Genomic DNA, 13,201 nt, shown 5'->3' with positions numbered 1-13,201 from the left:
TAATTATTAGCAATAACCTCTGATGGAGGGAGAGCCTCTCCTTCAGTTATTCATTAGAACAGATACCGTAACTATTAACTTGTAGTCTTGATTGACTACACCATTATTATACTAGGAGGTTTTATCATGAAGAAAGAATTAAAAGATACCGCATTTGTCGGCGGACTGCTGATCGATGGTACCGGTGCAGAACCAATTAAGGATTCCCTGGTTCTGGTAAAAGACGGAAAAGTCGCCTATGCGGGTGCTGGAAAAGAATTTAGTCCGGAGTATGAAATCGTAGATGTTTCAGGAAAGACAATTATGCCTGGTTTAATTGATACACATCTGCATTTCTCCGGTAACTTAACGGATGATGACAGTGACTGGGTACTGGAGAGCGTTGAGCAGAAAGCAGTTGTAGCTGTTCAGCAGGCGCATGAATGTCTGGAGACAGGCCTTACCACAGTTGGTGAGATCGGACGCAACGGACTTGCAATCCGTGATATGGTGGAAGCCGGAATTATGGAAGGACCGCGTGTTGTCGGTACAGGACTTGGATTCTGCCGTACAGCAGGCCATGGCGATTCCCATAAGCTCTTAAAAGAGCATAACGATTTAGGCCATCCGTGGGCTGAGCGTATCGACGGACCATGGGATTTAAGAAAAGCAGTGAGAAGAAGGCTGCGTGACAACCCGGACGCCATCAAGATCTGGGCAACCGGCGGCGGAATCTGGCGCTGGGATCAGAAGCTGGATCAGCATTACTGCATGGAAGAAATCCAGGCAGTCGTAGACGAGTGCAATATGGTAGGAATCCCGGTATGGGCTCACTGTGAAGGCTTCGGCGGCGCATTAGACTGTGCAAAGGCCGGCGTTCATCTGATCATCCATGGCCAGGCTTTAAATGACGAGTGTCTCGATATCATGGCGGAAAAAGGCATCTACTTCTGCCCGACAATTCAGTTCTTACATGAGTGGTTCAAGACATATCCGCCGACATACGTACCGGAAATCCATGACAAGTTCCCGGGCAAGGATGTGGTTGAGAAGGAACTTAACCGTGTTTACGCAAACCTTAGAAGAGCAAAAGACAAGGGCATCGGCTTAACCATCGGTTCTGACTCTTTCTGCTCCAGCCTGACACCATACGGCTATACCGCCATGGGCGAGATGTACTCCTTCGTAGAGTGCGCAGGCATCAGCGAGATGGATACCATCGTTGCCGCTACCAAGGTAGGCGCTGAGATGCTGAAGGTTGCAGACGTAACGGGTACTCTGGAAGAAGGCAAGAGCGCTGATTTACTGGTTATCGACGGCAACCCGCTGGAGAATATCAGAAATATCTGCGTGGAGAACATGAAGGTTATCATGAAAGAAGGACGTTTCGTAAAACGCCACTAAATACAGAAACAGAGAGCCCGCAGAATACGGCGGCCGCGCGTGCGGCACCGTATTCTGCGGGCTTTTGCTGTTAGAGGGCTGACCTGCCCTGCCTTAAATTCTCTTCTCGATCCAGTGGATCGTATCTCCGATCACTTCATCCCGGCAGTATTCATTAAAGATCTCATGGAAGAGTCCGCCGTAAATTTTCATCTGTTTATCTTTGGACGGTGCCTCAGCAAAGAAATCATAAGTATCTTTTACACTTACGAGTCCGTCTTTTTCTCCATGAAGCATGAGGACCGGATAGGTAAAGTCCTTGACAGCGCCGTTAAACCAGTCGAGACCGCCGCAGATGGCGTAGCACAGGCCTGTGGTAAAGGTCTTTGTGTTATGGGGATCCTTTCCGTACCAGTCTACGACCTCGGCTACGGAGCAGACACCTGCGCCCAGCTCATTGGGAAGCAGGGTGTGCGGATCCAAGTCCTTCGGAACGCCGGTAATCAGGCCGCCGTTGTCCTTCGTCAGAGCGCCGCTGGTGATCAGGCCGCGCAGCCTCTTATCCGGATATTTTGCACCGTATAGCGCAACGGTGAACCCACCCATACTGTGGCCAATTAAGAAGACCGGCAGATCGGGATTTTCTGCAATAGCCATGTCCACGATTACATTGGTATCATCTAAAAGCTCGTTAAAATCTTCGTAATACGTGCGCTCTCCTTCGGAACGGCCATGCCCCCTGTGGTCGAACCTGTATGTAGCGATGCCTGCCTGATGGAAAAGATCTGCGAGATAATCGTACCGCCCCTGGTGCTCGCAGAGTCCATGTACAATAACGGCAGCAGCTCTTGCCTGTTCCGGCACTTCTCTGTTAAAGTAAAGCTTTGTTCCGTCAAATGAAGAAATCATTTCTCCCATAAGAAACCTCCTTAATAATAGTTGAATATTCTGTTTTTGCTATGCATCCATCATACCATAAACGGCAGGTTCGTGAAAGACCTCATTCCAATTCCGGGCGTATCTTTATCAACTGTAATAGGAATCCTTACATAATCCTTACACTTCCAGTCATACCCTTGCATTCCATAACCTTCCATGATAGAGTATTCGAAGAGCCATAATGGTGAGGAATACTGTAATCGAAAGAAAAGAGAAAGGAGGACCTGCGATGAGACGCGGCTATTCATTCTTTATACAAAACCAGTTTATACAGTCACAAAATATAATACAGCTGCATACAGATGATATCATACGGTTTCAACCGACAGCCGACAGGCTTAGTCTTAAAATGGTCCATCCTGATCGTTCGCCAATAGGAGGCGAAGAAATCACCTGATGTCCAACCGGAGGAATGTGAAGAGTCCTAAGTAAACTTTACAGAAATCCAGGCGGGAGCACAGGGATTACAGGAAGTATTTGATATCCGGCTGCCTAAAATAACTGGATTTTAGCGGCAGGATCAGAGAACGAGATAAGGACAGAAATATTTAAAGACGTTGGGAGAGCCGGAAGGCTCTTTTTTTATTTCATAGAAAATTCGTCCTATGAAACAAAACCCTTCGGGGGACAGCGCGCCCCGCTTTATCGGGTATGCGCACTGCGCACTAAGGAAATATGGCCGCTTTAGCGACCGCGCTCCGGCGCGAGAGTCCGGATCGCCGGACTCCTTATTCATCTATATTCATAAAAAACAGATTAATATATAAATTTCAGGAGGGATTACAATGAGACAGGTTAAAGAAGAAGTATGTCTTTACTATATGGGCTTTGGCATATGCGCCAGAGGGCTTCATGCAGATAAAAAGGGATGCTGCGCCGGATGCAGCCAGTACAAAGCAGCTGGTGTTAAAATCGGTAAAAAAAGCAAGGTTGTGACTGGAAAAAGAGCATAAAGGTAATGGTATGAAAACAGTAAGAGGAAAGTACAACGAGGCTATTGTCTATACAGATGTGGTAGAAGACATGGCACTCCAGCAGCTTAAACAGTTATGCGACATGGAATTTGCGGCGGACGCCAGGATCCGGATTATGCCGGATGTCCACGCGGGCGCCGGCTGTACGATCGGTACGACCATGACGATCCATGACAGGGTAGTACCGAATCTTGTTGGGGTGGATATTGGATGCGGGATGGAGACAGTCCGTATCCGGGAGCGCCGGCTCGACCTAAAGAGGCTGGACACGCTGATTCATGAGCGGATTCCGGCAGGATTTCTGGTGAGGGAGAAGACTCATCCCTATTACGGTGAGGTTGACTTAAAGAAGCTTAAATGCCTGGAGCAAGGCGCTGTCAATCTGGAACGCGCGGAGAAAAGCATGGGCACCCTTGGGGGCGGCAATCACTTTATAGAGGCGGATCAGGATGAGGACGGCAATATTTATCTTGTTATCCATTCGGGAAGCCGCCATCTGGGGCTGGAGACGGCCGGTTTTTATCAGGATCTGGCGTATAAGAGCTTAAAGGAGCCGTCACGTAAAACCATTAATCAGATGATCGAATCGTACAAGGCCCAGGGGCGGCAGGGAGAGATTGAGGCAGCTGTCAAGGCGCTGCATGCGTCCGGTGAGACCACGGTTCCCAGGGAACTGGCATACGTAAGCGGTCAGCAGATGGAGGACTACATTCACGATATGAAGCTGGTCCAGCACTTCGCCCTTTTAAACAGAAAGGCCATGATGGACGAGATTGTAAGCGGAATGGGTCTGACCGTGGAGAAAAACTTCTCATCCCCATCAACATGAAGGAAGGGAGCCTGATCTGTGTGGGAAAGGGCCATGAGGAGTGGAACTGGTCCGCGCCTCATGGCGCCGGCCGTCTGATGAGCTGGAGAGCGGCGAAAAAGGCGTTCACAGTGGCCGAGTTCGAACAGGAGATGAAGGGAATCTATACGACGTCGGTGGGCGCAGAAACTCTGGACGAGTGTCCCATGGCTTACAAGGCCATGGATGATATCGTCAAGTACATCGATTCCACGGTAAAAATTCTTCAGGTGATAAAACCAGTTTATAACTTTAAGGCAGGAGAATAAGCTATTTAATAGGAAGAGTTTTTCGGAAATATTATAAAAAACATAGATGAGCCATTTGTAAGTTTTGATGGTCAAAATAATAGGCTGTCCCATGGGGATAGCCTTTTTATCTATCATTTGCAGAATATTAACTTAACGTTTAGGTAGTAATGACGATGGAAATAAAAAACACAAAAAAAACACGGTCAAATTTCACAAAATACTGAAATGATTTTTGGTATAAAATTAAGAAAATTGGGGTTCAAATTAATAAAGTTCATAATTCCTTCATATTTTCCTTGAAAATTTAATAAGAATTTCAGAAATAACTCCGGGAAAATTGTTCCAAATGTTCAAACAATTAGTCTCATTAACGATTTGTTAAGAAGCGGCGGAAAAGTTGACAATTGTTGCAGATGCAAGTATGATACACGGTATACTTAATGTACAAATATCAGTACAAGTATGATAATAGTATTAGAGAGTCTTGAAGAAAGGAAGTGAGCATTACGGAGGATTTAGCAGAGAGGTTAATGGAAGAACTTAACTGCGAAACGGTATTTACCATTCCGGTATTTGGTGGAATTCCTATCGCTGAATCCGTAGTGGTGTCGTGGATTATCATGGCGGTGCTGACCATACTTTCCATCTGCCTGGTGAGAAATTTAAAGGTGGAGAATCCTGGGAAGAAGCAGCTGGCGCTGGAAGTGGCAATCGGCGGCATTTACAAATTCTTTGATGATCTGGTGGGAGAAGAAGGGCGCAGATATATCCCGTATCTGATATCCATAGCCATCTACATCGGCGTTGCAAATCTGATCGGTTTAATCGGCTTCAAACCACCAACCAAGGACTTGAATGCGACTGCGGCACTTGCCCTTATGAGCATCGTATTAATTGAATATGCGGGCTTCCATAAGAAAGGACTTAAGGGATGGGTAAAAAGCTTTGCAGAACCGGTAGCGATTATCGCTCCGATCAATATTCTGGAAATCTTTATTAAACCGTTGTCTTTATGTATGCGTCTTTTTGGCAACGTGCTTGGTTCGTTTGTAGTCATGGAGCTGATTAAGCAGCTCGTAGCGCCAATCATACCGATTCCGTTCAGCATGTATTTTGACATCTTTGACGGACTCATTCAGGCGTATGTATTCGTATTCTTAACTGCCCTCTTTATCAAAGAAGCAGTGGAGTAACCAAAGTGTTGGAGTAATCAAAACAATTAAAAAGAGAAAAGGAGATATTTATTATGTTAACAGCTATTGGTGCAGGTATCGCAGTTTTAACAGGTGTAGGTGCAGGTGTAGGTATTGGTCTGGCAACTTCAAAGGCAGTAGACGCAATCGCAAGACAGCCTGAGGCAGAAGGCAAGATCAGCAAGGCTTTATTACTTGGTTGTGCTCTTGCAGAGGCAACTGCTATTTACGGTTTCGTTATCGCTCTGTTAATCATCTTATTCTTAAAATAATGCCTGACAGACGGAAAGTTAAGAATATAGATAGAAAGGCAGGCGAATTCGATGTTACGTTTGGATTTTAACCTTGTGTGGAACATCGTCAATGTCATCGTCCTGTATCTTCTGCTCAAGCATTTCCTGATTAAACCGGTGATGGATATCATGAACAAACGCCAGACTATGGTGGATCAAAGCATCACAAATGCAAGGGCATCCGAGTCCCAGGCATTCGAGCTTAAAAGCCAGTATGAAGAGAAGCTGGCGGCGTCGGCGGAAGAAGGAAAGAAGCTTGTGGAAGAGGCAAAGGCAGAGGCGAAGACTGTACAGGAGCGCATGATAAAAGAAGCCGGAGAGCAGGCGGACAGAATTATCGAAAATGCCCACAAGACGGCGAATGCGGACCAGGAAAAGGCAATGAGGGAAGCGGAAGCGCAGATTGCAGGTCTGGTACTTGCAGCAGCGGCGAAGGTTGTGCAGGGCGAGATGGACGATAGGAAGAACCAGGCACTCTACGACCAGTATATAGCAGAAGCAGGTGATTCTCATGACGCAGGCAGCAAATAATTACGGACAGGTGCTTTACGAACTGAAGGTTCCAAAGGAAATGGTGGAAGAAGCGGAGGTGCTGTTTCGCGAGGTTCCCCAGCTTAAGGAAGCCCTCGTAAGCCCTGTGGTGAAAAAAAGCGAAAAAAACCGCGTCATTGACCGGGTATTTCCAGCAGAGCTGAGGAATTTTCTTAAGGTGCTCTGTGGACATCAGGACATGGGCGAGGTCGAAGATGTATTCGAAGCGTACCATGCCTATGCATGCGAACAGGAAGGCAGTCTGCGAGCAACGTTGTATTATGTGACGGAGCCGGACGCAGAGCAGCTTAAGAAAATTAAGCAGATGCTGATGAAGAAATACCAGAAACAGGATGTGGAACTCCGCCTTGTTAAGGATTCCAGTCTGGGCGGAGGATTTGTGATCCGCACCGGCGATATGGAGACAGACTGGAGTATAAAAGGACGTATGAAACAGTTAGAGCAAATATTGATGCGGAGGTGAGAAGCGTGGGTTCAATCAATTCAGATGAGATTATCTCCATCTTAAGAAGCGAGATTGAAGATTATGACGTACATGCAAGAGACCAGGAGGTCGGCACGGTCATCGGAATCGGTGACGGAATCGCGACGATTTATGGAATTGACCACGCCATGTACGGCGAGATCGTTATCTTTGATAACGGTGTAAAAGGTATGGTACAGGATATCAGACGGGACGACATCGGTTGTATCCTGTTTGGTTCAGATAGAGAGATTAAAGAGGGATGCAAGGTTACGAGAACAAAGAAACGTGCCGGTATCCCGGTTGGCGACGCTTATATAGGAAGAGTTGTCAACGCATTGGGTGCAGCAATCGACGGGAAAGGTGACATCAAGTCCGATGATTACCGCCCGATTGAGAATGAGGCGCCTGGTATTATTGACAGAAAGAGCGTTTCGGTACCTATGGAGACGGGAATCCTGGCAATTGACTCCATGTTCCCCATCGGCCGCGGCCAGCGTGAGCTGATCATCGGCGACCGTCAGACCGGTAAAACCTCGATTGCCATCGATGCCATTTTAAATCAGAAGGGCAAAGATACGATCTGCATCTACGTGGCGGTAGGCCAGAAGGCTTCCACCGTTGCGAAGATGGTCAATACATTAAGCCAGTATGGAGCCATGGATTATACCATCGTTCTGTCCTCGACAGCCAGTGAACCGGCTCCGCTTCAGTATATCGCTCCCTATTCCGGAACGGCGCTGGCAGAGTACTTTATGTATCAGGGAAAAGATGTGCTGATTGTTTACGATGATTTGTCGAAACATGCGGTTGCTTACCGTGCGCTGTCTTTACTCCTTGAGCGGTCCCCGGGACGTGAGGCATATCCGGGCGACGTGTTTTATCTGCATTCCAGGCTTCTGGAGAGATCCAGCAGACTGAGTGAGGAAAAGGGCGGCGGTTCCATTACGGCGCTGCCGATTATTGAGACACAGGCCGGAGATGTTTCGGCATATATTCCGACAAACGTTATCTCCATCACGGACGGACAGATATTCCTGGAGAGCGATTTATTCTTCTCCGGTATGAGACCTGCGGTCAACGTGGGACTTTCCGTATCCCGTGTCGGCGGAGCAGCTCAGACAAAGGCCATGAAGAAGGCGGCAGGAAGCCTTCGTATCGACCTGGCCCAGTGCCGTGAGATGGAAGTATTTACCCAGTTCAGTTCGGACCTCGATCCGGCGACGAAGGAGATGATCCAGTATGGCAAGGGACTGACAGAGATGTTAAAGCAGCCGCTCTGCCATCCGATGAGCTTACACGATCAGGTCATCAGCCTGGTAGCTGCCAATAACCGGCTTCTTCTCGATGTGGAAGTGTCAAAGATCAAGGGGTTCCAGAAGGAAATGCTGGCATTCTTTGAGCAGAAGCATCCGGAAATCGTGAAGGAGATCGAAGAGAAGAAAGTTCTTTCCGACGAGCTAAAGCAGAGCATTTTAGACGGCGTGAAAGAATTTAAACAGAAGCAGGTGTAAGATATGGCAAATGCGAGAGAGATACAAAGCAGGATGAACAGTATCAAGAGTACGATGAAGATTACGAATGCGATGTATACGATTTCCTCGTCAAAGCTTAAAAAGGCCAGAAAAAACTTAACCGATACAGAACCCTATTTCTATGCGCTCCAGAGGACCATTTCCCGAATTGTCAGGCATACACCGGAGATAGAGGACCCTTATTTCGATACGAGGCCGCAGATTAAGCCGGAAGACAAGAAGATCGGATATATCGTGGTAACCGCGGACAAAGGCCTTGCGGGCGCATACAATCACAACGTATTTAAGCTGGTACAGGAACAGATCGACAAGGGAGGAAATCCCATGCTGTTCGTGGTTGGTGAGCTGGGCCAGCAGTATTTTGTGAGAAAGGGGATTCCGGTAGAACAGGATTTCCGGTATACGGTGCAAAACCCGAATATGAGCCGGGCGAGGATCATTGAGGAGAAAATCGTGGATTATTTCCTGTCCGGGAAACTGGATGAGGTATACATGATTTACACCAGAATGGTCAATGCAATGAAGATGGAGGCCGAGATTACGCAGCTTTTACCGCTTCCGAAGTCTAATTTCAGCGTGCCCCAGGGCATACCGATCGACATCCATCTGGAGGAAATCACGATGAAGCCATCGCCCAAGGCGGTGATCGATGCCATCGTACCTAACTATATAGCCGGATTTATCTATGGCGGTCTGGTGGAATCCTACTCCAGCGAGCAGAATTCCAGAATGATGGCCATGCAGGCTGCCACGAAGAGTGCGCAGGATATGCTGGATGAACTGGCAATCACCTATAACCGGGTCCGCCAGGCTGCCATTACCCAGGAGATCACCGAGGTAATCAGCGGAGCAAAGGCCCAAAAAAAGAAGAAGAAAAAATAACAGAGAGGAGGAGTCCTCACAACTGTGAGAAACAGATTATGAATAAAGGAAAAATCGTGCAGGTTTTAGGGCCTGTTGTAGACGTAGAGTTCGAGGAAGGCGTGGAGCTGCCGTGTATTAAGGACGCCCTTGAGGTAGATAATGACGGAAAACGCTGCGTAATGGAAGTTTCCCAGCATCTTGGAAATAATACCGTTCGCTGCATTATGCTTGCTTCCAGCGAAGGACTCTGCAGAGATATGGAAGTAACGGCCACCGGTTCGGGAATCAGGGTTCCTGTCGGCGAGCAGACACTGGGACGCCTTTTTAACGTCCTGGGTGAGACGATTGACAACGGCGAACCGTTAAAGGAAGGCGAGAAATGGGTCATCCACAGGGATCCGCCGTCATTTGAGGAACAGAGTCCGGTAGCAGAGATCCTGGAGACGGGAATCAAGGTTATCGACCTTCTGGCCCCCTATGCAAAGGGCGGAAAGATCGGTCTGTTTGGAGGCGCCGGTGTAGGCAAGACGGTCCTCATTCAGGAGCTGATTCATAACATTGCGACAGAGCATGGCGGATATTCCATTTTTACCGGTGTTGGAGAGCGTTCCCGTGAAGGTAATGACTTATGGACCGAGATGGGAGAGTCCGGCGTTATCGAGAAAACGGCCCTGGTATTCGGTCAGATGAATGAGCCGCCGGGAGCCCGTATGCGTGTAGCGGAGACGGGACTTACCATGGCGGAATACTTCCGTGACCAGGAGCATAAAAACGTGCTGCTGTTCATCGACAATATCTTCCGTTTCGTTCAGGCCGGTTCCGAGGTGTCCGCGCTGCTCGGACGTATGCCGTCCGCTGTTGGTTACCAGCCGACACTGGCGACGGAGATGGGCGAGTTACAGGAGAGGATTACCTCTACCAAGAACGGTTCTGTTACTTCGGTTCAGGCGGTTTACGTGCCGGCCGATGACTTGACGGATCCGGCTCCGGCGACCACCTTTGCCCATCTGGATGCGACGACGGTTCTTTCGAGAAAGATCGTGGAACAGGGCATTTACCCGGCGGTTGATCCGCTGGAATCCAACTCCCGTATTCTGGAGCCGGATGTGGTAGGCGAGGAACACTATGAGGTGGCCAGAATGGTTCAGGAGACACTTCAGAAATACAGAGAGCTTCAGGACATCATCGCAATCCTAGGAATGGAGGAGCTGGGCGATGAGGATAAGACCACAGTAAACCGTGCCAGAAAGATCCAGAAATTCTTATCCCAGCCATTCTCCGTGGCGGAGAACTTCACCGGCGTTGCCGGAAAGTACGTTCCTTTAAAGGAGACGGTGCGCGGCTTTAAGGCCATCGTAGAAGGTGAGATGGACCAGTATCCGGAGGCGGCGTTCTTTAACGTGGGAACGATCGACGAGGTAATCGAGAAGGCGAAGACATTAGGAGCCGAGGAAGGCAGATAGAGGTGAGGGCCTGTGAGCGCAAATACATTTTTTCTGCAGATCATTGCAACTGACAAGGTGTTCTTTAAGGGACCGTGCCAGAAGCTCATCATCCCCCTGTTAGACGGAGAAAAAGAGGTTCTGCCGCACCATGAGGATATGGTAATTGCAGTTACGATCGGCGAGATGAGACTGATGAATGAAAGCGGCGAATGGATTAACGGCGTGGTAGGCGATGGTTTTGTACAGATTATCAACAACCGTGTCACCCTTCTGGTGGATACTGCGGAACGTCCTGAGGATATTGACGAGAGGCGTGCCGAGGAGGCCAGAGAGAGAGCCGAGGAGCAGCTCAGACAGAGTAAGAGCATCCAGGAACATTCGCATTTCGAGGCGTCGCTGGCGAGGTCGCTGGCGAGGCTGAGGCTGAAGCATAAGTATGAGATTTAATAAATAGAGAAAGCTTCTGCAAAGGCACCGGGCAAACGTGATGTTTGACGGGCGGTGCTTTTGCGGAAGCTTTTACTATGCCCGGCAGCAGCCAGGCGGTATACGTTTTCTCAATGGTTTTCAATACTTCTTACCATAGCATACTGCCCCAGTTCCTTAAAACCGATCTTGCGGTAGATGGCGCCGGCCTCCGGGTTATCATAGAAGAGGCAGAGGAATTTCATACCGTCCGCCAGACAGTCCCGGCACAAACGGTTTACGAGCCGGGTGGCGTATCCGCGGCCTCTGTATTCGGGCAGAGTCGCAACGCTGACGACCATGGCCGACATGGAGTTTTCGGCTGAGGTTCCGGCTATGGCTGCAAGCGTCCCATTTTCAAAGACCCCGTACATCCGGCCCTCGTTGGTCATGGAACTCAGAATATCTTCCCGGTTTTCCTCCTCCGTCTTACTCCGCATGGAAAAGAATTCATCAATCTGCTTTAGCAGTGCGTAGATAGCATCAATATCATCAGGGACAAGGCGCCTTGCAGGAAAAGCAGGATCATCGGGGCTGGCCGGCTGGTCAAGCCTTGCCAGATACGTGGGAACCAGCTCAAGGCCCTTCAAGAGCGGTATCAGGGGCTCGATCAGTTCACGCTTTCCACTTAAATTGTGCATCTGGAATCCGGAAAGAAATCCGGCGACTTCAGCTTTATTGTAATCTGCGGTATGGCTGTAGAACAGGAAATTATTCCTGTAATCCAGAATAAAGTAGGGAAGTGTTCCCCCTGTCCAGGTGTCGGCCGTGTATACGGAGACGTTTTCCGACTCCAGACCGTAGTTTTCCAAATCCCCGATAAGGAAGAGGTTGAATTCCGGTTCCAGAAGGGCATAGGCCATAGCGTCATTAAAATGTGAAGCAGTAAGTTTTTTCATAAATTCTCCCTCCTCAGACTGATTGTCAGATGCAAACAGAATGTGATGGTATCAGTATAGCAGAGATGGAAAAAATTTCCAAGTGGCAGGATTTACGAAAGAAAGTAAGTAAAAAAAGAAGCGAAACGGTCCATAACAAGAACCATTTCGCTTCTTTCCATATAGATAACATTTATAAATATCATCTCTTAAATATCATCACCCAAGTGCCACGTCCAGTATCATCATTATGACAAATCCCCCCATAACGCCCAGTGTACCGGCGTTGGAGTGTTCACCTAAATGAGCTTCGGGAATCAGTTCTTCCACTACGACATAGAGCATGGCTCCTGCGGCAAAGGAGAGCAGCCAGGGCATCAGAGGCTCGATGGCGCCTGCCACCAGCACCGTGAGGATACCGAAGATTGGTTCTACGATACCTGACATACTGCCGCGGAAGAATGCCTTTCCGGTGGAAAGACCTTCCTGACGCAAGGGAAGGGAGATTGCCGCGCCTTCCGGGAAATTCTGAATACCGATACCGATGGCGAGAGCCATGGCCGCGGTGTAGAGCGCCGGATCATTGCCGTGCTGCGCGGCCAATGCGAAAGACAGGCCGACCGCCATGCCCTCCGGTATGTTGTGAAGCGTAACCGCCATGACTAACAGGGTGGTTCGCTTCCAGCTGGAGGAGACGCCCTCTGCCTCGTTGCAGTCCGGGTTACTGCAGTCCGGGTGAAGGTGGGGGAGATAGGTATCGAGAGCGATCAGGAAGAACACGCCCAGTAAAAAGCCTCCGGCGGCAGGAATCCAGCCGATACCACCATTTAAGGAAGCTTCCTCGATGGCAGGAATCAGCAGTGACCATACGGAAGCCGCCACCATAACTCCGGCCGCGAATCCCAGAAAAATTCTTTGTACAGATGCATTGACTTCTTTGCGAAAGAAAAAAACTACAGACGCGCCCAGCGTGGTCATTAAAAATGTAAATCCAGTCCCGCCGGCTGCCCATAATAAAGACGTACTCATAATAAAACCTCCTTTCGGGTTCTGAGTTAGCGAAATCTAACTTTGTTTAGTATACCATACTATTATCAACTGTGCAATGATACATAAAAGAAGGAATACAGAAGATCAGGC

Annotated in this window: 15 protein-coding genes; 12 read left to right on the top strand and 3 right to left on the bottom strand. The window is 48.7% G+C overall.

Annotation, left to right across the window (positions count from 1 at the left end):
* Positions 1 to 126: 126 nt before the first annotated feature.
* Positions 127 to 1,383, top strand: coding sequence for a metal-dependent hydrolase family protein (locus H8S75_RS30585; RefSeq protein ID WP_002605340.1), 1,257 nt, complete (start codon positions 127 to 129; stop codon positions 1,381 to 1,383).
* A gap of 93 nt (positions 1,384 to 1,476) precedes the next feature.
* Here H8S75_RS30585 and H8S75_RS30580 read toward each other — a convergent pair whose 3' ends face one another.
* Positions 1,477 to 2,280 carry an alpha/beta hydrolase gene (locus H8S75_RS30580; RefSeq protein WP_187024706.1) on the bottom strand — a complete coding sequence of 268 codons (804 nt, stop codon included), beginning with the start codon at positions 2,278 to 2,280 and terminating at the stop codon, positions 1,477 to 1,479.
* An 806-nt stretch (positions 2,281 to 3,086) separates the two neighbouring features.
* Here H8S75_RS30580 and H8S75_RS30575 point away from each other — a divergent pair.
* The 11 genes from H8S75_RS30575 to atpC all read left to right on the top strand — a co-directional run bounded on the left by H8S75_RS30575 (position 3,087) and on the right by atpC (position 11,165).
* Positions 3,087 to 3,254: a hypothetical protein gene (locus H8S75_RS30575; protein WP_187024705.1), complete on the top strand. Its 168-nt coding sequence runs from the start codon at positions 3,087 to 3,089 to the stop codon at positions 3,252 to 3,254.
* A 10-nt stretch (positions 3,255 to 3,264) separates the two neighbouring features.
* Entirely contained in the window at positions 3,265 to 4,104 is an 840-nt protein-coding gene (locus H8S75_RS30570; RefSeq protein ID WP_432764213.1) for an RtcB family protein, read from the top strand.
* 20 nt (positions 4,105 to 4,124) lie between these two features.
* Positions 4,125 to 4,391 carry an RtcB family protein gene (locus tag H8S75_RS33690; RefSeq protein ID WP_432764212.1) on the top strand — a complete coding sequence of 89 codons (267 nt, stop codon included), beginning with the start codon at positions 4,125 to 4,127 and terminating at the stop codon, positions 4,389 to 4,391.
* Between the two features lie 512 nt (positions 4,392 to 4,903).
* Complete coding sequence (locus H8S75_RS30565; protein ID WP_002605336.1) at positions 4,904 to 5,566, top strand: F0F1 ATP synthase subunit A; 663 nt, start codon at positions 4,904 to 4,906, stop codon at positions 5,564 to 5,566.
* A gap of 53 nt (positions 5,567 to 5,619) precedes the next feature.
* On the top strand, positions 5,620 to 5,838 hold the full coding sequence (gene atpE, locus H8S75_RS30560) for an ATP synthase F0 subunit C (RefSeq protein ID WP_002605335.1): 219 nt from the start codon (positions 5,620 to 5,622) through the stop codon (positions 5,836 to 5,838).
* Between the two features lie 51 nt (positions 5,839 to 5,889).
* Positions 5,890 to 6,390 (top strand): F0F1 ATP synthase subunit B, encoded by a 501-nt coding sequence (gene atpF / locus H8S75_RS30555; protein WP_187024704.1) that lies wholly within the window; start codon positions 5,890 to 5,892, stop codon positions 6,388 to 6,390.
* The gene (gene atpH / locus H8S75_RS30550; RefSeq protein ID WP_002605333.1) at positions 6,371 to 6,874 is read left to right on the top strand and encodes an ATP synthase F1 subunit delta; all 504 of its coding nucleotides are present in this window, start codon (positions 6,371 to 6,373) and stop codon (positions 6,872 to 6,874) included. Before atpF ends, atpH begins: the two co-directional genes overlap by 20 nt.
* 5 nt (positions 6,875 to 6,879) lie before the next feature.
* Positions 6,880 to 8,388, top strand: a complete 1,509-nt coding sequence (gene atpA / locus H8S75_RS30545; protein ID WP_187024703.1) for a F0F1 ATP synthase subunit alpha — start codon at positions 6,880 to 6,882, stop codon at positions 8,386 to 8,388.
* A 3-nt stretch (positions 8,389 to 8,391) separates the two neighbouring features.
* The gene (gene atpG / locus H8S75_RS30540; RefSeq protein ID WP_187024702.1) at positions 8,392 to 9,291 is read left to right on the top strand and encodes an ATP synthase F1 subunit gamma; all 900 of its coding nucleotides are present in this window, start codon (positions 8,392 to 8,394) and stop codon (positions 9,289 to 9,291) included.
* Between the two features lie 38 nt (positions 9,292 to 9,329).
* Complete coding sequence (atpD, locus tag H8S75_RS30535) at positions 9,330 to 10,736, top strand: F0F1 ATP synthase subunit beta (RefSeq protein WP_002605330.1); 1,407 nt, start codon at positions 9,330 to 9,332, stop codon at positions 10,734 to 10,736.
* Between the two features lie 12 nt (positions 10,737 to 10,748).
* A complete protein-coding gene (atpC, locus tag H8S75_RS30530) occupies positions 10,749 to 11,165 on the top strand; it encodes an ATP synthase F1 subunit epsilon (protein WP_002605329.1) in 417 nt (138 codons plus the stop codon).
* A 110-nt stretch (positions 11,166 to 11,275) separates the two neighbouring features.
* Here atpC and H8S75_RS30525 read toward each other — a convergent pair whose 3' ends face one another.
* Entirely contained in the window at positions 11,276 to 12,082 is an 807-nt protein-coding gene (locus tag H8S75_RS30525) for a GNAT family N-acetyltransferase (RefSeq protein ID WP_187024701.1), read from the bottom strand.
* Between the two features lie 198 nt (positions 12,083 to 12,280).
* Positions 12,281 to 13,090 carry a ZIP family metal transporter gene (locus H8S75_RS30520; protein ID WP_187024700.1) on the bottom strand — a complete coding sequence of 270 codons (810 nt, stop codon included), beginning with the start codon at positions 13,088 to 13,090 and terminating at the stop codon, positions 12,281 to 12,283.
* Between the last annotated feature and the right edge of the window lie 111 nt (positions 13,091 to 13,201).

It is taken from the genome of Hungatella hominis, from assembly GCF_014288005.1.
In the GTDB taxonomy this organism is placed as follows: Bacteria; Bacillota; Clostridia; order Lachnospirales; family Lachnospiraceae; genus Hungatella; species Hungatella effluvii.
Note: the sequence above shows the minus strand (reverse complement) of the source record. Positions and strands in the feature narration are given on the sequence as shown.

Excerpts from the sequence above, each read along its gene's own strand:
- H8S75_RS30585 (WP_002605340.1), top strand. The coding sequence starts at position 127 with ATGAAGAAAGAATTAAAAGATACCGCATTTGTCGGCGGACTGCTGATC.
- H8S75_RS30570 (WP_432764213.1), top strand. The coding sequence starts at position 3,265 with ATGAAAACAGTAAGAGGAAAGTACAACGAGGCTATTGTCTATACAGAT.
- H8S75_RS30580 (WP_187024706.1), bottom strand. The coding sequence starts at position 2,280 with ATGGGAGAAATGATTTCTTCATTTGACGGAACAAAGCTTTACTTTAAC.
- H8S75_RS30565 (WP_002605336.1), top strand. The coding sequence starts at position 4,904 with ATGGAAGAACTTAACTGCGAAACGGTATTTACCATTCCGGTATTTGGT.
- atpD (WP_002605330.1), top strand. The coding sequence starts at position 9,330 with ATGAATAAAGGAAAAATCGTGCAGGTTTTAGGGCCTGTTGTAGACGTA.
- atpH (WP_002605333.1), top strand. The coding sequence starts at position 6,371 with ATGACGCAGGCAGCAAATAATTACGGACAGGTGCTTTACGAACTGAAG.
- atpE (WP_002605335.1), top strand. The coding sequence starts at position 5,620 with ATGTTAACAGCTATTGGTGCAGGTATCGCAGTTTTAACAGGTGTAGGT.
- H8S75_RS30575 (WP_187024705.1), top strand. The coding sequence starts at position 3,087 with ATGAGACAGGTTAAAGAAGAAGTATGTCTTTACTATATGGGCTTTGGC.
- atpG (WP_187024702.1), top strand. The coding sequence starts at position 8,392 with ATGGCAAATGCGAGAGAGATACAAAGCAGGATGAACAGTATCAAGAGT.
- H8S75_RS30525 (WP_187024701.1), bottom strand. The coding sequence starts at position 12,082 with ATGAAAAAACTTACTGCTTCACATTTTAATGACGCTATGGCCTATGCC.
- H8S75_RS30520 (WP_187024700.1), bottom strand. The coding sequence starts at position 13,090 with ATGAGTACGTCTTTATTATGGGCAGCCGGCGGGACTGGATTTACATTT.
- atpF (WP_187024704.1), top strand. The coding sequence starts at position 5,890 with ATGTTACGTTTGGATTTTAACCTTGTGTGGAACATCGTCAATGTCATC.